Origin of the sequence: Pseudomonas sp. LABIM340 (genome assembly GCF_040017195.2) — a bacterium.
In the GTDB taxonomy this organism is placed as follows: Bacteria; Pseudomonadota; Gammaproteobacteria; order Pseudomonadales; family Pseudomonadaceae; genus Pseudomonas.
Genome location: NZ_CM200227.1, coordinates 408045 through 425681, shown reverse-complemented (window position 1 = coordinate 425681; position 17637 = coordinate 408045). Strand labels below are relative to the sequence as shown.

General features: G+C 65.9%; 21 protein-coding genes. 11 read left to right on the top strand and 10 right to left on the bottom strand.

The features are described 5' to 3' along the window. Nucleotides 1-99 precede the first annotated feature (99 nt). The 10 genes from ABKS89_RS02095 to ABKS89_RS02050 all read left to right on the top strand — a co-directional run bounded on the left by ABKS89_RS02095 (nt 100) and on the right by ABKS89_RS02050 (nt 7869). Entirely contained in the window at nt 100-693 is a 594-nt protein-coding gene (locus ABKS89_RS02095) for a YggT family protein (RefSeq protein WP_138213120.1), read from the top strand. 6 nt (nt 694-699) lie between these two features. After that, nucleotides 700-990, top strand: coding sequence for a DUF167 domain-containing protein (locus ABKS89_RS02090; RefSeq protein ID WP_138213121.1), 291 nt, complete (start codon nt 700-702; stop codon nt 988-990). Between the two features lie 118 nt (nt 991-1108). Further along, complete coding sequence (locus ABKS89_RS02085) at nt 1109-3076, top strand: dynamin family protein (RefSeq protein ID WP_348589205.1); 1968 nt, start codon at nt 1109-1111, stop codon at nt 3074-3076. A gap of 98 nt (nt 3077-3174) precedes the next feature. Beyond that, the gene (gene metX, locus ABKS89_RS02080; RefSeq protein WP_138213123.1) at nt 3175-4314 is read left to right on the top strand and encodes a homoserine O-succinyltransferase MetX; all 1140 of its coding nucleotides are present in this window, start codon (nt 3175-3177) and stop codon (nt 4312-4314) included. Nucleotides 4315-4322: 8 nt separating this feature from the next. Next, on the top strand, nt 4323-4943 hold the full coding sequence (gene metW / locus ABKS89_RS02075; protein ID WP_045212996.1) for a methionine biosynthesis protein MetW: 621 nt from the start codon (nt 4323-4325) through the stop codon (nt 4941-4943). Nucleotides 4944-4977: 34 nt separating this feature from the next. Then, on the top strand, nt 4978-5400 hold the full coding sequence (locus ABKS89_RS02070; RefSeq protein WP_138213124.1) for a DUF4426 domain-containing protein: 423 nt from the start codon (nt 4978-4980) through the stop codon (nt 5398-5400). Beyond that, the gene (gene rdgB / locus ABKS89_RS02065) at nt 5397-5990 is read left to right on the top strand and encodes an RdgB/HAM1 family non-canonical purine NTP pyrophosphatase (RefSeq protein ID WP_138213125.1); all 594 of its coding nucleotides are present in this window, start codon (nt 5397-5399) and stop codon (nt 5988-5990) included. Before ABKS89_RS02070 ends, rdgB begins: the two co-directional genes overlap by 4 nt. Continuing rightward, on the top strand, nt 5987-7174 hold the full coding sequence (hemW, locus tag ABKS89_RS02060) for a radical SAM family heme chaperone HemW (protein WP_348589206.1): 1188 nt from the start codon (nt 5987-5989) through the stop codon (nt 7172-7174). Before rdgB ends, hemW begins: the two co-directional genes overlap by 4 nt. Before the next feature lie 72 nt (nt 7175-7246). Further along, nucleotides 7247-7570, top strand: a complete 324-nt coding sequence (locus ABKS89_RS02055) for a DUF3392 domain-containing protein (protein ID WP_017520106.1) — start codon at nt 7247-7249, stop codon at nt 7568-7570. A 44-nt stretch (nt 7571-7614) separates the two neighbouring features. Further along, nucleotides 7615-7869, top strand: coding sequence for a hypothetical protein (locus ABKS89_RS02050; protein ID WP_017520105.1), 255 nt, complete (start codon nt 7615-7617; stop codon nt 7867-7869). 227 nt (nt 7870-8096) lie between these two features. Here the strand turns inward: ABKS89_RS02050 and ABKS89_RS02045 are convergent, their stop codons facing one another. The 5 genes from ABKS89_RS02045 to ABKS89_RS02025 form a co-directional block, all read right to left on the bottom strand. Next, the gene (locus tag ABKS89_RS02045; RefSeq protein WP_348589207.1) at nt 8097-9443 is read right to left on the bottom strand and encodes a DUF1329 domain-containing protein; all 1347 of its coding nucleotides are present in this window, start codon (nt 9441-9443) and stop codon (nt 8097-8099) included. Between the two features lie 168 nt (nt 9444-9611). Then, a complete protein-coding gene (trmB, locus tag ABKS89_RS02040) occupies nt 9612-10283 on the bottom strand; it encodes a tRNA (guanosine(46)-N7)-methyltransferase TrmB (protein WP_242015329.1) in 672 nt (223 codons plus the stop codon). A gap of 135 nt (nt 10284-10418) precedes the next feature. Beyond that, nucleotides 10419-11225 carry a thiazole synthase gene (locus ABKS89_RS02035; protein ID WP_045213012.1) on the bottom strand — a complete coding sequence of 269 codons (807 nt, stop codon included), beginning with the start codon at nt 11223-11225 and terminating at the stop codon, nt 10419-10421. Nucleotides 11226-11279: 54 nt separating this feature from the next. Continuing rightward, entirely contained in the window at nt 11280-11480 is a 201-nt protein-coding gene (gene thiS, locus ABKS89_RS02030; RefSeq protein WP_017520101.1) for a sulfur carrier protein ThiS, read from the bottom strand. A 100-nt stretch (nt 11481-11580) separates the two neighbouring features. Continuing rightward, the gene (locus ABKS89_RS02025) at nt 11581-11949 is read right to left on the bottom strand and encodes a DUF423 domain-containing protein (RefSeq protein WP_045213015.1); all 369 of its coding nucleotides are present in this window, start codon (nt 11947-11949) and stop codon (nt 11581-11583) included. 32 nt (nt 11950-11981) lie between these two features. Here ABKS89_RS02025 and mtgA point away from each other — a divergent pair, with 32 nt between their 5' ends. After that, a complete protein-coding gene (gene mtgA, locus ABKS89_RS02020; RefSeq protein ID WP_348589208.1) occupies nt 11982-12704 on the top strand; it encodes a monofunctional biosynthetic peptidoglycan transglycosylase in 723 nt (240 codons plus the stop codon). On the opposite strand, the gene ABKS89_RS02015 is transcribed toward mtgA, so the two are convergent. The 5 genes from ABKS89_RS02015 to ftsY all read right to left on the bottom strand — a co-directional run bounded on the left by ABKS89_RS02015 (nt 12701) and on the right by ftsY (nt 17507). Further along, nucleotides 12701-13315 (bottom strand): hypothetical protein, encoded by a 615-nt coding sequence (locus tag ABKS89_RS02015; RefSeq protein WP_348589209.1) that lies wholly within the window; start codon nt 13313-13315, stop codon nt 12701-12703. The genes mtgA and ABKS89_RS02015 overlap by 4 nt on opposite strands. Before the next feature lie 82 nt (nt 13316-13397). Beyond that, the gene (rpoH, locus tag ABKS89_RS02010; RefSeq protein WP_045213023.1) at nt 13398-14252 is read right to left on the bottom strand and encodes an RNA polymerase sigma factor RpoH; all 855 of its coding nucleotides are present in this window, start codon (nt 14250-14252) and stop codon (nt 13398-13400) included. A 110-nt stretch (nt 14253-14362) separates the two neighbouring features. After that, on the bottom strand, nt 14363-15373 hold the full coding sequence (gene ftsX, locus ABKS89_RS02005; RefSeq protein WP_081519575.1) for a permease-like cell division protein FtsX: 1011 nt from the start codon (nt 15371-15373) through the stop codon (nt 14363-14365). Then, a complete protein-coding gene (gene ftsE, locus ABKS89_RS02000; RefSeq protein ID WP_138213131.1) occupies nt 15373-16044 on the bottom strand; it encodes a cell division ATP-binding protein FtsE in 672 nt (223 codons plus the stop codon). Before ftsE ends, ftsX begins: the two co-directional genes overlap by 1 nt. Beyond that, nucleotides 16041-17507 (bottom strand): signal recognition particle-docking protein FtsY, encoded by a 1467-nt coding sequence (ftsY, locus tag ABKS89_RS01995; RefSeq protein WP_348589210.1) that lies wholly within the window; start codon nt 17505-17507, stop codon nt 16041-16043. The genes ftsE and ftsY overlap by 4 nt, the downstream gene beginning before the upstream one ends. Nucleotides 17508-17637: the final 130 nt, after the last annotated feature.

Genomic DNA, 17637 nt, shown 5'->3' with positions numbered 1-17637 from the left:
GAATTCCCTACAGTATGGCGTTACAGCGCCGTCGTTGACCGACCGCCCGATTCGCCCGGCCCTGCGCGCCGGCGCCCAACGTTCACCAAGGACCGCCCAATGACCGGACTTTCCACAGCCGCCATCTATGTGATCCAGACACTTGGCAGCCTGTACCTGCTGATCGTGCTGCTGCGCTTCATCCTGCAGCTGGTCCGCGCCGACTTCTACAACCCGCTCAGCCAGTTCATCGTGCGCGCCACCAAGCCGCTGCTGAACCCGTTGCGCCGCATCATTCCCGGCTTCGGCGGCATCGACTTCGCCTCGCTGGTGCTGGCGATCCTGGTCCAGCTGGTGCTGATGGTCATCACCCTGACCCTGATGGGCTATGGCGTGGGCGGCTACATCCTGCAACTGCTGGTGTGGTCGATCATCGCGGTCACCTCGCTGTTCCTGAAGGTGTTCTTCTTCGCCCTGATCATCAGCGTGATCCTCTCCTGGGTCGCCCCGGGCAGCCACAACCCCGGCGCCCAGCTGGTGAACCAGATCTGCGAGCCGTTCCTGGCGCCGTTCCGCAAGCTGCTGCCGAACCTCGGCGGGCTGGATATCTCGCCGATCTTCGCGTTCATCGCGCTGAAGCTGATCGACATGCTGGTGATCGGCAACCTGGCCGCCATGACCGGGATGCCACAGATTCTCAGCCCCTTCATGTAATCAGGCATGCCGTTCTATCACTGGGACGGCGAGGACCTGATCCTCGACTGCCACCTGCAGCCCAAGGCGAGCCGCGACGAGTTCGCCGGGCTGCACGGTGAACGCCTGAAGATCCGCCTTACCGCGCCACCGGTCGAAGGCAAGGCCAACGCCCACCTGCTGGCCTTCCTCGGCAAGGCCTTCGGCGTACCGAAAAGCGCGGTGAAGCTGGAAAGCGGCGAGCTGAACCGCCAGAAGCGCGTGCGCATTCCCCGTCCGACGAAACTTCCGGCAGAACTTGGGATAGCCGCTCGGTAGCCTTGGCCGACCTTACGCGTAGGAATGTGCTGTAGGCCAATTGCTATTCCTACACTCCGTCGCATAATCCACGCCATCCATTCCCCGCGCAGGACGCGCCAGCCCAAGGAACGCCCGGATGAGCATGGAACGTCTCAGTCAGCAGATCGATGCCTACGTCACCTGGAAGCGCGAGCTGGTCCGCGAGATCACCCGCTATCGCAGCTGGCTGGAGCGCGCCCGGCTGAATACCCCGGAAATCGAGAACCGCCTCGAACGCACCCTGCGCCTGCTGCGCGTCGACCACATCACCCTGGCCTTCGTCGGCGAGTACTCGCGCGGCAAGACCGAGCTGATCAACAGCCTGTTCTTCGCCGGGTTCGGCCGCCGCATGCTGCCGTCCCAGGCCGGGCGCACCACCATGTGCCCCACCGAGCTGTTCTTCGACCCGCGTTCGGAGCGCCCGTACATCCGCCTGCTGCCCATCGAGACCCGCGTCGCCGATGCCAGCGTGGCGCAGTTCAAGCGCATTCCGCGGCACTGGGTGAACATCCCGCTGGATACCTCGGACCCGGCGAACATGGCCGAGGCCTTCGCCCAGGTCGCCAAGACCAAGCCGCTGCCGGTAGAACAAGCGATCCAGCTGGGCTTCCACCCGGACATGCTCGAAGCCACCGACAAGCCCGGCATCGTGCTGGTGCCGGCGTGGCGTCACGCGCTGGTCAACTTCGACCACCCGCTGCTGCGCCAGGGCCTGCGCATCCTCGACACCCCCGGCCTGAACGCACTGGGCAGCGAACCGGAGCTGACCCTGTCGATGCTGCCCAGCGCGCAGTCGATCCTCTTCCTGTTGGCCGCCGATACCGGCGTCAGCGCTTCCGACATGGCGATCTGGCAAGATCACGTGCGCCAGCTCGGCGAGGACGGCCACACCACCCTTTATGCGGTGCTGAACAAGATCGACGTGCTCTGGGACGACCTGGCCGGCGAAGCCTTCGTGCAGAACGCCATCCGCCACATCCAGGACACCACCGCGCGCCAGCTGGGCATCGCCCGCGAGGACGTGCTGCCGCTGTCGGCCAAGCAGGCGCTGCTGGCCAAGGTGCGCGGCGACCGCGAACTGCTCGCGCGCAGCCAGATGGAATCCCTCGAAGAGCTGCTCTGCGAGCGCATCGTCGCGCAGAAGGAGCGTCTGCTGGAGAGTGCCGTGGTCGGCCAGGTGCTGGCACTGGTCAACAACAGCCAGCACAGCCTGCGCGTGCGCCTGGACAAGGTGAAGGAGCAACAGGCGCTGCTCAATGACCAGCAGCAGGACAGCGGCCAATTGCTGTTCGAGCTGACCGCGCGGACCAAGGACGACCACAACCTGCATCACAAGCGCCTGCTCAGCCTGAAGACCAACCAGCGCCTGCTGCGCCACCAGGGCGAGCAGTTGCGCGAGGCAGTGCGCGCCGAGCGCCTGGAACAGCACCTGAAGAAGGTCCACGACAAGCTGCGCGGCAGCTGGACCACGGTCGGCATCCACCAGGCCATCCTGCAGTTCTTCCGTACCGTGGAAGGCGATCTGGTCGCCCTCGGCCACGAAGCGGAAACCGCCAACCGCATGGTCGCGGCCATCTACCAGCGGCACAATGAGGAAAACCCGCTCAATGCCCTGGACGCCCCGCAGTTCCGCGTCCAGCGCTACCTGCGCGACCTCGCCAAGCTGCAGGACAAGGCCGACCGCTTCCGCCTGCACCTCAAGACCCTGCTCACCGAGCAGCGCCTGCTGACCCGGCGCTTCTTCGCCACCGTCGCCCAGGAAGTCATCGGCCTGCACCAGCGCCTGCGCGAAGAGGCCGAGCAATGGGCCGCCGACGCCCTGATGCCGCTGATGCAGTACAGCCTGGAGCACAAGCAGATGCTGGAAACCCACATGCTGCGCCTCAAGGCCCTGGCCCAGGAAACCCAGCAGGCGCGGCAGCGCTCGCTGTTGCTGGGACGCTATACCGAGGAGCTGGAACAGCAGCTCACCGAGGCCACCGACATCCTCCGCCAGCTGCGCCGCCCGGCGCCGCTGCAGCGCCAGGCCAAGGTCGTCACCCTGCCCACCTCCCAGCGCGCCTGAACCCCGCGCCACGCCCGCTCTGCCGCTTCCGAGTGCGCTTGCCGCAGGGGGCGGCGCTCTTTAGACTGGCCGTCCTTTTTTATTCATGAGCTGGGTCGATGCCAACAGTCTTCCCCGAAGATTCCGTCGGTCTGGTCACCCCCCAGACGCTGCAGTTCAACGAACCGCTGCCCCTGGCCTGCGGCAAGACCCTGCCCGAATACCAGCTGGTGATCGAGACCTACGGCGAACTGAACGCCACGGCGAGCAACGCCGTGCTGATCTGCCATGCGCTCTCCGGCCACCACCACGCCGCCGGCTACCACAGCGAAGATGAACGCAAGCCGGGCTGGTGGGACAGCTGCATCGGCCCGGGCAAGCCCATCGACACCCGCAAGTTCTTCGTCGTCGCGCTGAACAACCTGGGCGGCTGCAACGGCTCCACCGGGCCGACCAGCCCCAACCCCGCCACCGGCAAGACCTATGGCGCGGATTTCCCGGTGGTCACCGTGGAAGACTGGGTCAACAGCCAGGCGCGCCTGGCCGACCGCCTCGGCATCCACAGCTGGGCCGCCATCGTCGGCGGCAGCCTGGGCGGCATGCAGGCGCTGCAATGGACCATCAGTTACCCCGAGCGCGTGCGCCACTGCCTGTGCATCGCCAGTGCACCCAAACTGTCGGCGCAGAACATCGCCTTCAACGAAGTCGCGCGCCAGGCGATCCTCTCGGACCCGGAGTTCTTCGGCGGCCACTTCCAGGAGCACGACGTGATTCCCAAGCGCGGCCTGCGCCTGGCGCGGATGGTCGGGCACATCACCTACCTCTCCGATGACGCCATGGGCGCCAAGTTCGGCCGCGACATGAAGTCGGAGAAGCTCAACTACGACCTGCACAGCGTCGAGTTCCAGGTGGAAAGCTACCTGCGCTACCAGGGCGAGGAGTTCTCCACCCGCTTCGACGCCAACACCTACCTGCTGATGACCAAGGCGCTGGACTACTTCGACCCGGCCGCCGCCAACGGCGACGACCTGGCGCGCACCCTCGCGGGGGTGAAGGCGGACTTCTGCCTGATGTCCTTCACCACCGACTGGCGCTTTTCCCCGGCACGCTCGCGGGAGATCGTCGACGCGCTGCTGGCGGCGAAGAAGAACGTCAGCTACCTGGAAATCGACGCACCGCAGGGCCACGACGCCTTCCTGATGCCGATTCCGCGCTACCTGCAAGCCTTCAGCGGTTACATGCACCGCATCAGCGTATAAGGACCACCATGCGCGCCGACCTGGAAATCATCCAAGACTGGATCCCCGCCGGCAGCCGCGTGCTCGACCTGGGCTGCGGCGACGGCGAGCTGCTCGCCTGGCTGCGCGACCACAAGCAGGTCGGCGGCTACGGGCTGGAGATCGACCCGGACAAGATCGCCAAATGCATCGAACGTGGCGTCAACGTCATCGAACAGGACCTGGACAAGGGCCTGGGCAACTTCGCCAGCGACAGCTTCGACGTGGTGGTGATGACCCAGTCGCTGCAGGCCCTGCGCTACCCGGACAAGGTGCTGGCGGAGATGCTGCGTGTAGGCAAGACCTGCATCATCACCTTCCCCAACTTCGGCCACTGGCGCTGCCGCTGGTACCTCGCGCGCAATGGCCGCATGCCGGTGTCGGAGTTCCTTCCGTACACTTGGTACAACACGCCGAACATCCACTTCTGCACCTTCCGCGACTTCGAGGCGCTCTGCCACGAGCAACACGCGAAAGTGCTCGACCGCCTGGCGGTAGACCACGAACACCAGCATGGCTGGGCCTCGCGAATCTGGCCTAATCTGTTGGGTGAGATCGGCATCTACCGGATCAGCGGCGCTGGCGTGCAAGACCACCGCATCGCCGTCTGATCGCGGCTATCTGATAGAGCCCGGGAGAAACATCATGCGCCGCCTGCTTACCTTCCTCGCCTGCCTGGTTCTCGCCCTGCCCGCCTTTGCCGAACAGGTGAAGCGCCTGGGTGATCTGCAGGTGCACTACAGCGTGTTCAACTCCAGCTTCCTCCAGCCCAATGTCGCGCAAGCGGTGGGCGTGGTGCGCAGCAAGGCCCAGGGCGTGGTCAACATCGTGCCGCTGGACGCCAGCGGCAAACCGGCCAACGTCACCGTCGCAGGTTCCGCGAAGAACCTGATGGGGCAGACCGTCCCCCTGACCTTCAAGCGCGTGGTCGAGGAAGGCGCCGTCTACAACCTGGCGCAGTTCCCCATCGAAGGCCGCGAAACCCTGACCTTCTCCATCCAGGTCCAGTCCGGAAACGAAGCCCCGCAAAGCTTCGATTTCATGCAGGAAATCTTCCCAGACGAATGATCAAGCTCGAACAACTGGTGCTGGCCAGTCACAACGCCGGCAAGCTCAAGGAACTCCAGGCCATGCTCGGAGCCCACGTGAAGGTGCGCTCCATTGGCGAGTTCAGCGACGTGGAACCGGAAGAGACCGGCCTGTCGTTCGTCGAGAATGCCATCCTCAAGGCCCGCAACGCCGCGCGCATCTCCGGCCTGCCGGCGCTGGCCGACGACTCGGGCCTGGCGGTGGACTTCCTCGGCGGCGCGCCGGGCATCTATTCCGCGCGCTACGCCGACGGCCAGGGTGACGCGGCGAACAACGCCAAGCTGCTGGACGCCCTGAAGGACGTGCCGGACGGGCAACGCGGCGCCCAGTTCGTCAGCGTGCTGGCCCTGGTCCGCCACGCCGACGACCCGCTGCCGATCCTCTGCGAAGGTCTCTGGCACGGCAGCATCCTGCGCGAAGCCCGTGGCGAACACGGCTTCGGCTACGACCCGCTGTTCTGGGTGCCGGAAGCCGAGTGCTCCAGCGCCGAGCTGGCGCCCGAGCGCAAGAACCAGATCAGCCACCGCGCCCGCGCGATGGCCCTGCTGAAGCAGCGGCTGGGTCTATGAGCCAGGCAGGAAGCCACGGGCTCGACGCAGGGCCGGTGGCTTCCGGTTTCCACCTGCCACCGCTGTCCGCGTACGTGCACATCCCCTGGTGCGTGCGCAAATGCCCCTATTGCGACTTCAACTCCCACGCCGCCGGCCCGGAGCTGCCCGAGGACGCCTATGTCGAGGCGCTGCTGGCTGACCTCGCGGCCGATCGCGGCTACGTGTACGGCCGCAAGCTGACGTCGATCTTCTTCGGCGGCGGCACGCCCAGCCTGTTCTCCGCCAGCGCACTGGGGCGCATTCTCGAAGGCCTGGAGCGGCAAGTCGGCTTCGAGAGCGACATCGAGATCACCCTGGAAGCCAACCCCGGCACCTTCGAACAGGCCAAGTTCGCCGACTACCGGGCGCTGGGCATCAACCGGCTGTCCATCGGCATCCAGAGCTTCCAGGCCGAGAAACTCAAGGCACTGGGGCGCATCCACGATGGCGACGAAGCGGTACGCGCCGCGGAAATGGCCCGCCGCGCCGGCTTCGACAACTTCAACCTGGACCTGATGCACGGCCTGCCGGAACAGAGCGTCGCCGACGCCCTGGCCGACCTGCAGCAGGCCATCGCCCTGGCGCCGACGCACCTGTCCTGGTACCAGCTGACCATGGAGCCGAACACGGTGTTCTGGAGCCAGCCGCCGGAGCTGCCCGAGGACGACCAGCTGTGGGAAATCCAGGAGGCCGGCCAGGCGCTGCTCGCCCAGGCGGGTTATGTGCAGTACGAAACCTCGGCCTATGCCCGTGACGGCCAGCGCGCGCGGCACAACCTGAACTACTGGACCTTCGGCGACTTCCTCGGCATCGGCGCCGGCGCCCACGCCAAGCTGAGCACCCCGCAAGGCCGCATCCTGCGCACCTGGAAGACCCGCCTGCCGAAGGATTACCTGAATCCGGAGAAACCCTTCCAGGCCGGCGAGCGCGACCTGGAAGCGGACGACCTGCCCTTCGAGTTCATGATGAACGCCCTGCGCCTCACCGACGGCGTGCCGGCAGCGACCTTCGCCGAGCGCACCGGCCTGCCGCTGGCCGCCATCGAGGAAGCCTGTCACCAGGCACGCCAGGACGGCCTCCTGCTCGATGACCCGCAGCGTCTTGCGCCAACCGAGCGCGGCCAGTTGTTCCTCAACGACCTGTTGCAGCGCTTCCTGCCTTGAGAATGCGTCGGGCGACGCTGCCGTCGCCCGACGTGTACACTCCCCGGCGACTCTGAATCCCAAGGAGCCCCAATGGACTTCGCGCTCGACCTGATTGCCAACGTCTCCCGCTGGTGCCGCGGCCACCTGTCCGACATCGCCCTGGCGATCATGGCGACCGTGCTGGTGCTGTTCGGCCCGGCGATCAACGCCTGGGTACAGCAGCGCATCGGCAGCCTGAACTTCGTCTTCCGCACCCTGCTGTTCGTGCTGATCTGCGCGGTGGGCTACGGCCTGGCGATGGTCTTCGTGACCCCATGGCTGGCCAAGGGCCTGGGTTACTTCAACAACTACACCCTGGCGCCCGTCCTGCTGCTAGTGTTCTTCGTGATTGGCATGATCGCCGACCGCAGTTGAGCTGCGTTCCTCCGGCGGTTGGCCACAAACCCGCCGGAGGACACATGAAGCCGATCAAGCATCTCTACCTGCATTTCTCCGATGGCCAGCGCCTGGCGCTGCGCTTCCCGCAACAGAGCGACGACCCCGCCGAAGTGGCCCGCGGCATCCGCAAGCAGATGGAATCGCCGGTGATCAGCATCGAGGTGGACGGCGACCTGCTGATCATCCCTCGCACCAGCATCAAGTACCTGCAGATCAGCCCGGCGCCGATGCGCATGCCGGAGACCACCGTGCTGGGGGCCGAGCTGATCGAGTAGCAGGCCTGCGTCTGCCTGGGAGCGGACTCATCCACGATCGGCCCGTTACGGCGCCAACTGAAAGCACCGCCTTTCAGGCGGTTCGCGGGCATGGCCCGCTCCTACAAAGTGCGCTGCCATATGGCGCCGAGTTGTAGGAGCGGGCCATGCCCGCGACTCGTTGCGTCAGCAACGACATCCCATCGGGCACAAACACAAAGGCCGCCTCGCGGCGGCCTCTGCTGGACTCAGTTACCCTCGCGGCGCAACGCCTGAGGGGTGAAGTCGCGCGGCCCCAGCGGGACCTTGAAATCGTACATCGGCTCGTTGTTGTCCAGGCCGTCGACGAAGTAGCGCGCGCCCTCGAAGTCGTACAGCGCTTCCAGGGTGCTGAGCACCATGGGCACGTCGTAGTAGTTGATCGGGTGCACTTCCTGGGCGCGGATCAGCTTGCCGTCGGCGTTGTAGATGTCCGAGGCGAGGATCTGCCAGCTGTCTTCATCCAGGTAGAAACGACGCTTGGCGAACGGATGGCCCATGCCCTTGCGCAGGGTCGCCTCGACTACCCAGACGCGGTGCGGCTCGTAGCGCAGCAACTCGGGGTTGAGGGTCTTGGTCTTGAGGATGTCGGCGTAGGGAATGCCCTTCTGGTGCACCGCGTAGCTGTTGTACGGCACCAGCATTTCGCGCTTGCCCAGCAGCTGCCACTCGTAGTGGTCCGGCGCACCGTTGTAGACGTCCACGGTGTCGGCGGTAGCCAGGCCGTTGGTGTCCGGCTGCAGGGTGTCGTAGGCCAGGCTCGGCAGGCGGCGCACGCGGCGCTCGCCGCTGTTGAAACGCCAGGCCTTGCGGATCGACAGCACCTGGTCGATGGTCTCCTGCACCACCAGCGCGGAGCCGGCGAGCTTGGCCGGGGCGACGATGTTGTACTTGTAGTAGAACAGCGTGTTGTTCAGGTCCTGCGGAGCCATGCCCTCGCGGCCGTAGTTGAAGTACACGTAGCGGTCGAGCTTGAGCAGGTTGTAGCTGCCGCTGGCGAGCACGGCGGCCTGGTTGGTCACCATGTGAATCTGCTCGCCACGGTAGCGCATGATGTGGTTCCAGATGGCTTCCAGGCCGGTCTTCGGCATCGGGAACGGCACACCGGCGGCGGCGCCCTGCACGCCGTTGCCGTCGGCGATCAGCTCGGCGTTCTCGGCGTTGAAGCGAGTGGCGTCATAGATGCGCTGGGGCAAGGATGCACTGCGACGGCTGGGGAAGACGCGCAGGTAGTAGTCCGGGTTTTCCTGCAGCAGCGCCTGGGTGCCGGGGGTGAGCAGCGCCTGATACTGCGCCAGGTTCTTGCTGTCGATCTTGTACTGCACGGTATCGGCGGCGTATGGATCGAGGTGGTGGGTGCCGGGCTGGTAGCCCGCCGGGGCGCTGGTGATGCCGCCGGTCCACGCGGGGATGGTGCCACTGGCGTTGCCGGCCATTTCCGCCCCCATCGGCGTCAGGTCGCGGCCCAGTCGAGCGGCCTCGGTGGCATCGACTTTCGCCTGCGCCGGCAGGGCCCAAGCCCCCGCCATCAGCAGTACAGCAAGTTTCTTCAACACAGCAGACTCCTTTGCGACGGACTCCTGTCCATCACTCTTATTTTCGTCCGCGGCGGATGCCGCTTTTTATTCAGGAGGTGAGGGGTGGCCTTTGCGGCCTGCCGGGTGATCCCGGTCTATAGGGTGTTCATCCGTGAAAAAGGCCTGCTGCGCAGGCCTTTCGGTACATCAGTCGACGCGCTCGAACTTCAGATCCCAGACGCCATGCCCGAGTCGCTCCCCGCGACGTTCGAACTTGGTGACCGGACGCTCTTCCGGGCGCGGCACGTAGGTATTGTCCGCCGAAAGGTTGCGATAGCCGGGTGCGGCATTCATCACTTCCAGCATGTGCTCGGCATATTGTTCCCAGTCGGTGGCCATGTGCAGCACACCGCCGACCTTCAGCTTCTGCCGCACCAGCTCCGCCCAGGCCGGCTGCACGATGCGACGCTTGTGGTGACGCGACTTGTGCCACGGGTCCGGGAAGAACAGCAGCAGGCGGTCGAGGCTGGCATCGGCCACACAGTCGCGCAGCACTTCAAGGGCATCGCAGCTGTAGACGCGGATGTTGCTCAGGTCCTGGGTCAGCATGCCGTTGAGCAGCGCGCCGACACCGGGACGGTGCACTTCCACGCCGATGAAGTCCTGCTCCGGCGCGGCAGCCGCCATCTCCAGGGTGGCGTGGCCCATGCCGAAACCGATCTCGAAGGTACGCGGCGCCTGGCGCCCGAATACCTGGTCGAAGTCCCGCGCACCGTCGGCCAGCTCCAGGCCGTACTTCGGCCACCCCTGGTCGAGGCCGCGCTGCTGGCCTTCGGTCATTCTCCCGGCGCGCATCACGAAGCTCTTGATGGCGCGCATCGGACGGTTTTCGGCGTCGGGCTGGTTCTCGGGCTGATTCTCGGGAATGTCACTCATGACTCGGACCTTGCGGGTAAATGCACGCGCGGGCCGGCTGCCTCTGGCAAACCGGCCCGCGCGTCGGGATGGAAATACTTAGTTGATCAGGCCCGTCATCGGCGACGACGCGCTGGCGTACAGCTTGCGCGGCATGCGGCCGGCCAGGTAGGCCAGGCGGCCGGCGACGATGGCGTGCTTCATGGCCTCGGCCATCATCACCGGGTTCTGCGCGTGGGCGATGGCGGTGTTCATCAGCACGGCCTCGCAACCCAGCTCCATGGCGATGGTGGCGTCGGAGGCGGTACCCACGCCGGCATCCACCAGCACCGGAACGGTGGCTTCTTCGAGGATGATGCGCAGGTTGTAAGGGTTGCAGATACCCAGACCGGAGCCGATCAGGCCGGCCAGCGGCATCACCGCGATGCAGCCGATCTCGGCCAGCTGGCGCGCGATGATCGGGTCGTCACTGGTGTACACCATGACGTCGAAGCCGTCCTTGACCAGCACTTCGGCGGCCTTGAGGGTTTCCACGACGTTGGGGAAGAGAGTCTTCTGGTCGGCCAGGACTTCCAGCTTGACCAGGTTGTGGCCATCGAGCAGCTCGCGGGCCAGGCGGCAGGTACGCACGGCCTCGACGGCGTCGTAGCAGCCGGCGGTGTTCGGCAGGATGGTGTAGCGATCCGGCGGGATAACGTCCAGCAGGTTCGGTTCGCCCGGGTTCTGGCCGATGTTGGTGCGGCGCACGGCAACAGTGACGATCTCGGCGCCCGAGGCCTCGATGGCGACGCGGGTCTCCTCGAGGTCCTTGTACTTGCCGGTGCCGACCAGCAGGCGCGAATTGTAGGTGCGGCCAGCCAGGGTGAAGGGCTTGTCGACCGGCAGGTTGGAGTTGGTTTGGCTCATCGGATCACTCCTGAAGGAAAGGCGGGCGGGGCCTGAAAGTCTGGGAGGCGGCTGCTAGCCGCCGCCGATGGCATGCACCACTTCCACCTGGTCGCCTTCGCTCAGGGCGGTGGCGGCGTGCTGGCTGCGCGGCACGATGTCCTGGTTGAGCTCGACCGCGACACGCTTGCCGGTGAGGTCGAGACGCTCGAGCAGGTTGGCGACGCTGTGGCCGTCGGGCAGCTCGAAGGGTTCGCCGTTCAACTGAATACGCATGGGCGGGACGGTCGTTGCTGGAGGGGGTCGCATTCTAGCCCGATCGCGCCCGATGACCAAGTTACCGGAGCGTCGCACTCGGGCTTTTCTGACGCCCGGGTCAACCCAGGCGGAAGGCCGCGGCCAGCAGCAGCGCCCAGCCGATCAGGAAGAACAGCCCGCCGATCGGGGTGATGATGCCCACGCCCAGACCGGCCAGGGTCAGCAGGTAGAGGCTGCCGGAAAACAGCAGGATGCCGACGGTAAAGGCCCAGCCGGCGAGGCTGACCAGGGTGCCGCCGATGTGCGCCGAGAGCAGCGCCACGCCGAACAGCGCCAGGGCATGCAGCATCTGATAATGCACGCCAGTCTGGAACACCGCCAGATACTCGGGGGTGAGCTTGCTCTTCAGGCCGTGGGCAGCGAAGGCGCCGAGGGCGACTCCGGTGAAACCGAAGAAGGCGGCGAGCATCAGGAAAGTACGCAGCATCGGAAAGCTCCAGACAGGTGAGTGCCGCTATAATGGCCCGCTCATCCGCCCAGTCAAAGCCTCGAATGCCCAAGCTGCTCCGCCGCCTGCTGAAGATCGCGCTCTGGTTCGTCGCCATCAGCGTCGGGCTGGTCGTCGTCCTGCGCTGGGTGCCGCCACCGGGAACCATGGTGATGATCGAGCGCAAGGTCGAATCCTGGTTCAACGGCAAGCCCATCGACCTGCAGCGCAGCTGGCGCTCCTGGGACGAGCTGCCGGACAGCCTCAAGCTCGCCGTGATCGCCAGCGAGGACCAGAAGTTCGCCGAGCACCACGGCTTCGACCTGCCGGCGATCCAGAAGGCCCTGGCGCACAACGAGCAGGGCGGCAGGGTACGCGGCGGCAGCACTATCAGCCAGCAGGTGGCGAAGAACGTCTTCCTCTGGACCGGCCGCAGCTGGGTACGCAAGGGCTTCGAGGCCTGGTTCACCCTGCTGATCGAGACCTTCTGGTCCAAGCAGCGGATTCTCGAGGTCTACCTCAACAGCGTGGAATGGGATGCCGGCGTATTCGGCGCCCAGGCCGCCGCTCAGCATCACTTCGGCGTCGACGCCAAGCGCCTGTCGCAGCAGCAGGCCAGCCTGCTGGCCGCCGTACTGCCGAACCCGCGCAAGTGGAGCGCCGGCAAGCCCGGCCCCTACGTGCGCCAGCGCGCCTCGTGGATTCGCCAGCAGATGTGGCAGCTGGGCGGCAGCGACTACCTCGAACGCCTTTAAGGCGTCTCGCTGCTCTTGAGGGTATTGCGCGGCACCACCCGCACCCACTGCAGGGTGCCGTCGCGGTGCAGCAGGGTCATGCCCTTCTCCGGATAGACCCAGGCCTCGCCGCCATCCACCTGCAGGCGCAGGCGCGGGTCGCCCAGGCTCACCGCCAGGCGACCGATGGCGAGGTCTTCCTGCGGCGCCAGCGCCAGCTCGGAGACCGATTTGTTGCCCAGCTGGCCCATCAGCTCGGCGCTCAGTGGTTGGTCCTTGCTGGTCGGCTGCATGCCGGTGGCCTTGGCCAGGCTGGCATGCTCGGCCTCACTCAGGGCCAGCTCCGCCTCGACGTGCCAGGGGCCCTCTTCTGTCACCAGCCGGCCGCGGTAATGCAGCTGCGGGCCGTCCTGGCTGGCGGTCAGCCACAGCTCGCCCGGCTCCTGATCCCGCAGCTCGTTCAGGGTCAGCTTGTCATCGGCCAGCGGCTCGAAGACCTTTTCCTTCCAGTCGTTGAACCACTGCGGCGGCTTGGGCGGCGCCGAGGTGCGGGCGACCCAGGAACCGAGGCCGAAGGCCAGCAAGGCGATGATCAGGAAGAACATCCCGTGGACGGGACGCAGGCGCGGCATGGGACTCTCCAGACGCTGATTGCGGGCAGAAAAAAACCGCACCAGGGTGCGGTTCGCGACTCGCGGGGCGCGTCGAAGCCGGTCAGGCTTCGATGCGACCCTTGAGTTTGTTCATTGCGTTCTTTTCCAGCTGACGGATCCGCTCGGCGGACACGTTGTACTTGGCCGCGAGGTCGTGCAGGGTCGCCTTCTCCTCGGCCAGCCAGCGCTGGTAGAGGATGTCGCGGCTGCGGTCGTCCAGGCCTTCCAGCGCCTCGTGCAGGCTGGCGGTGGAGCTGTCACTCCAGTCCGCTTCCTCCAGCTGGCGCGCCGGGTCGTAGCGATGGTCTTCCAGATAATGCGCCGGGGACTGGTAGGCGCTCTCGTCGTCGGCGTCCGCCGCCGGGTCGAAGGCCATGTCCTGCCCGGTGAGACGGCTTTCCATCTCGCGGACTTCGCGGGCCTCGACACCGAGGGTTTCCGCGACGCGGTGCACTTCGTCATTGCTCAGCCAGGCCAGTTTCTTCTTCTGGCTGCGCAGGTTGAAGAACAACTTGCGCTGCGCCTTGGTGGTCGCGACTTTCACGATCCGCCAGTTGCGCAGGATGAACTCATGGATTTCCGCCTTGATCCAGTGGACGGCGAACGACACCAGGCGCACACCCATTTCCGGGTTGAAGCGCTTCACGGCCTTCATCAGGCCGACGTTGCCTTCCTGGATCAGATCGGCCTGAGCCAGGCCGTACCCGGAATAACTCCGGGCGATATGCACGACGAAGCGCAGGTGCGCCAGAACCATTTGCCGTGCCGCTTCCAGATCTTGCTGGTAGAAGAGGCGTTCGGCCAGTTCGCGCTCCTGCTCCGGCGTCAGCAGCGGAATGCTGTTCACCGAGTGCACATAGGCTTCCAGGTTTGCACCGGGAGCCAGGGCATATACAGGTTGCAGAGAAGTGGTCATGCGAATCCTCCGATTCACGAAACTCGCGCAGTGTAGCACTGCGAAATCTGACTGCAAGCGGGTGTAAAAGTTCCTTTACACCCACTTAACCCCTGCAAAATCAGGGGGTTTCAGCGCGGTGCCAGCTCGCGCAGGTGGCGCGCCACGGCCAGCCAGGCGCCGATCCAGCCCAGCAGCACAGCGCCGATGGTGAGCGACAGGCCGTCGTCGACCGGTACGCCCGCCAGGCCGAAATCACTGCCGTACAGCCCGGCCAGGTTGACCACGGAGCTGTTCAGCCAGTCCAGGCCGAAGGCCAGCAGGGCCCAGGACAGGATGCCCGCACCCAGGCCGTACAGCGCGCCCATATAGAGGAAGGGGCGACGCACATAGCCGTCCGTCCCGCCGACCAGCTTGATGACTTCGATTTCGTTACGGCGGTTTTCGATGTGCAGGCGGATGGTGTTGCCGATCACCAGCAACAGGGTCAGCACCAGCAGGAGGGTCAGACCGAACACGAAGCGGTCGCCCAGCTTGAGGATCGCCGACAGCCGCTCGACCCAGACCAGGTCCAGCTGCGCCTGTTGTACACCCGGCAGCTCCGACAACCGTTGACGCAAGGCATCCAGCTGGGCCTTGTCGATCTGCTTGGGCGTCACCGAGATGACCGCCGGCAGCGGGTTGTCAGGCAATTCCTTCAGCGCTTCGCCGAGGCCGGACTGTTCCTGCAACTCTTTCAGCGCATCGTCGCGACTGATCAACTGCGCCTCGATCACATCGGGCATTTTCTCGATCTGTTCGCGCAGGTCCTGGCCCTGGGCCTCGCTGGCCTTCAGGTCGAGGAACAGGGAAATCTGTGCGGCGCGCTGCCAGGAGCCGCCAAGGCGCTCGACGTTGTTCAGCAGCAGCGACAGGCCCATGGGCAGGCTCAGGGTAATGCCCATCACCAGGCAGGTGAAGAAGCTGCCGAAAGGGTGGCTGACCAGGCGGTGCAGGCTGTCCATCAGGCTGGCGCGGTGGTTTTCCGCGTAGGCCGAGAGGGAGGCGCTGTGGTCCTGGTGTTCGTTGTCTTCCGGGCGCTCGCGGGTGTTGCGCGTCGGGGTGCCTTCTTCGTCGCCGCGGGGCAGGTCATTGGCGCTCATCAGGCGTTCTCCTCACGGTCGGCGATGATCCGGCCACGCTGCAGGGTGATCATCCGGTGGCGCATGCGTGCGATCAGCGCCAGGTCGTGGCTGGCGATCAGCACGGTGGTGCCCAGGCGGTTGATGTCTTCGAACACGGACATGATTTCCGAGGCCAGGCGCGGGTCGAGGTTGCCGGTGGGTTCGTCGGCAAGCAGCAGGGCCGGACGGTGCACCACCGCGCGGGCGATGCCGACGCGCTGCTGCTGGCCGGTGGAGAGGTCGGACGGACGGTCCTCGGCCTTCTCCTTGAGATTCACCCGGTCCAGCGCCGCTTCGACGCGGTAGGCGATGTCCGCCTTGGGCAGGCCGAGGATCTGCATGGGCAGGGCGACGTTCTCGAACACGCTGCGGTCATCGAGCAGCTGGTGGTTCTGGAACACCACGCCGATCTGCCGGCGCAGGAAGGGAATCTGCGCGGTGGAGATGCGCGAGACGTCCTGCCCGCCGAGCAGCAGCTTGCCGGAGGTGGGTCGCTCCATCGCCAGGATCAGGCGCAGCAGGGTGCTCTTGCCCGCGCCGGAGTGGCCGGTGACGAACATGATCTCGCCGCGCGGCACGCGGAACGAAATCTCGTGCAGGCCGACATGGCCGTTGGAATAGCGTTTGCCAACCTGCTCGAAACGGATCATGCGATTTCCCGGGTCTCGAAGAGTGCACGGACGAAAGCGTCGGCTTCGAAGGTTCGCAGATCGTCGATCCCTTCGCCGACACCGATGTAGCGGATCGGCAGGCCGAACTGCTTGGCCAGGGCGAAGATCACCCCGCCCTTGGCGGTGCCGTCCAGTTTGGTCAGGGCCAGGCCGGTGAGTTCCACGGCGTTGTTGAACTGCTTGGCCTGGTTGATGGCGTTCTGCCCGGTGCCGGCGTCCAGCACCAGCAGGACTTCGTGGGGAGCCGTCTCGTCCAGCTTGCCGATCACGCGGCGCACCTTCTTCAGCTCTTCCATCAGGTTGTCCTTGGTGTGCAGGCGACCGGCGGTGTCGGCGATCAGCACGTCCACGCCACGGGCCTTGGCGGCCTGCACGGCATCGAAGATCACCGAGGCGGAGTCCGCTCCGGTGTGCTGGGCGATCACGGCGATGTTGTTGCGCTCGCCCCAGACCTGCAGCTGCTCGACGGCGGCGGCGCGGAAGGTGTCACCGGCGGCCAGCATGACTTTCTTGCCATCGAGCTGCAGCTTCTTCGCCAGCTTGCCGATGGTGGTGGTCTTGCCGACACCGTTCACACCGACCACGAGGATCACGTAGGGCTGCTTGTCGCGAGTGATGGTCAGCGGCTGCTCGACGGGGCGCAGCAGGCCGGCCAACTCTTCCTGCAGGGCCTTGTACAGCGCTTCGCTGTCGGCCAGCTCCTTGCGCGCCACGCGCTTGGTCAGGTTCTGCACGATGGTGGTGGTGGCCTCGACGCCGACGTCGGCGGTCAGCAGGCGGGTCTCGATCTCGTCGAGCAGGTCGTCGTCGATGGCCTTCTTGCCCAGGAACAGGCTGGCCATGCCTTCGCCGAGGCTGGCACTGGTCTTCGACAGGCCCTGTTTGAGGCGGGCGAAGAAGCCAATCTTGGCCGGCTCGCTGGCAGCAGGCTTGGCCTGCGGCTCGGGTTCGGGCTGTGGAGCGGGCTCGGGTTCCGGCTGGGCGACCACGACGGGCGCTTCGGCAACGGGTTCGGGCTGAACGGGAGTGGCGACCGGCGCGGACTCTACCGGCTGCGCAACCACTGGCGCCTCGACCGGCTGGGCGACGGGCTGCGGCATTTCGGCAACGACTGGCGCAATGGGTTGCGGCTCAGATTGCGGCACGGGCACCGGCTCAGCTTGCAAGGCAGGCTGCGCCAGCGGCTCGACCGGCACGCTGGCGGGCACTACGTCGATCACGGGTTCGGGCGTCGGCTCGGCGTGCGCGACCACCGGCTCGGCCTGGACGGCGGGAGCCTGCTCGGGAGCGGGAGCCGGTTCAGCGGCAACAGGCTGTTCAGCCTGGGACTCGGCTTGCTCGGCGGGTTGTTCCTCGGCCTGGGGCTTCTTGCGCCACCAGCCGAACAGACCCTTCTTCTCCCCGGCTGGCGGGGCCTTCTTGTCGTCGTTGGAACCAAACATGTAGGGATCGAATCTCTAGGGGGCGCCACACAGGCAGGCAACAAAGAGCCAGGCAGAAAAAAGCCTCGAAACAGCTTTGAGAAGCCCTGAACGTGGCCGCCCGGAAAACGGATGGGTATCCTAGCATCTC

What these genes read in the sequence shown, in the direction of transcription:
- ABKS89_RS02095 (WP_138213120.1), top strand. Translation starts at nt 100, where the DNA reads ATGACCGGACTTTCCACAGCCGCCATCTATGTGATCCAGACACTTGGC.
- ABKS89_RS02090 (WP_138213121.1), top strand. Translation starts at nt 700, where the DNA reads ATGCCGTTCTATCACTGGGACGGCGAGGACCTGATCCTCGACTGCCAC.
- ABKS89_RS02085 (WP_348589205.1), top strand. Translation starts at nt 1,109, where the DNA reads ATGAGCATGGAACGTCTCAGTCAGCAGATCGATGCCTACGTCACCTGG.
- metX (WP_138213123.1), top strand. Translation starts at nt 3,175, where the DNA reads ATGCCAACAGTCTTCCCCGAAGATTCCGTCGGTCTGGTCACCCCCCAG.
- metW (WP_045212996.1), top strand. Translation starts at nt 4,323, where the DNA reads ATGCGCGCCGACCTGGAAATCATCCAAGACTGGATCCCCGCCGGCAGC.
- ABKS89_RS02070 (WP_138213124.1), top strand. Translation starts at nt 4,978, where the DNA reads ATGCGCCGCCTGCTTACCTTCCTCGCCTGCCTGGTTCTCGCCCTGCCC.
- rdgB (WP_138213125.1), top strand. Translation starts at nt 5,397, where the DNA reads ATGATCAAGCTCGAACAACTGGTGCTGGCCAGTCACAACGCCGGCAAG.
- hemW (WP_348589206.1), top strand. Translation starts at nt 5,987, where the DNA reads ATGAGCCAGGCAGGAAGCCACGGGCTCGACGCAGGGCCGGTGGCTTCC.
- ABKS89_RS02055 (WP_017520106.1), top strand. Translation starts at nt 7,247, where the DNA reads ATGGACTTCGCGCTCGACCTGATTGCCAACGTCTCCCGCTGGTGCCGC.
- ABKS89_RS02050 (WP_017520105.1), top strand. Translation starts at nt 7,615, where the DNA reads ATGAAGCCGATCAAGCATCTCTACCTGCATTTCTCCGATGGCCAGCGC.
- trmB (WP_242015329.1), bottom strand. Translation starts at nt 10,283, where the DNA reads ATGCGCGCCATCAAGAGCTTCGTGATGCGCGCCGGGAGAATGACCGAA.
- ABKS89_RS02035 (WP_045213012.1), bottom strand. Translation starts at nt 11,225, where the DNA reads ATGAGCCAAACCAACTCCAACCTGCCGGTCGACAAGCCCTTCACCCTG.
- thiS (WP_017520101.1), bottom strand. Translation starts at nt 11,480, where the DNA reads ATGCGTATTCAGTTGAACGGCGAACCCTTCGAGCTGCCCGACGGCCAC.
- ABKS89_RS02025 (WP_045213015.1), bottom strand. Translation starts at nt 11,949, where the DNA reads ATGCTGCGTACTTTCCTGATGCTCGCCGCCTTCTTCGGTTTCACCGGA.
- mtgA (WP_348589208.1), top strand. Translation starts at nt 11,982, where the DNA reads ATGGCCCGCTCATCCGCCCAGTCAAAGCCTCGAATGCCCAAGCTGCTC.
- ABKS89_RS02015 (WP_348589209.1), bottom strand. Translation starts at nt 13,315, where the DNA reads ATGCCGCGCCTGCGTCCCGTCCACGGGATGTTCTTCCTGATCATCGCC.
- rpoH (WP_045213023.1), bottom strand. Translation starts at nt 14,252, where the DNA reads ATGACCACTTCTCTGCAACCTGTATATGCCCTGGCTCCCGGTGCAAAC.
- ftsX (WP_081519575.1), bottom strand. Translation starts at nt 15,373, where the DNA reads ATGAGCGCCAATGACCTGCCCCGCGGCGACGAAGAAGGCACCCCGACG.
- ftsE (WP_138213131.1), bottom strand. Translation starts at nt 16,044, where the DNA reads ATGATCCGTTTCGAGCAGGTTGGCAAACGCTATTCCAACGGCCATGTC.
- ftsY (WP_348589210.1), bottom strand. Translation starts at nt 17,507, where the DNA reads ATGTTTGGTTCCAACGACGACAAGAAGGCCCCGCCAGCCGGGGAGAAG.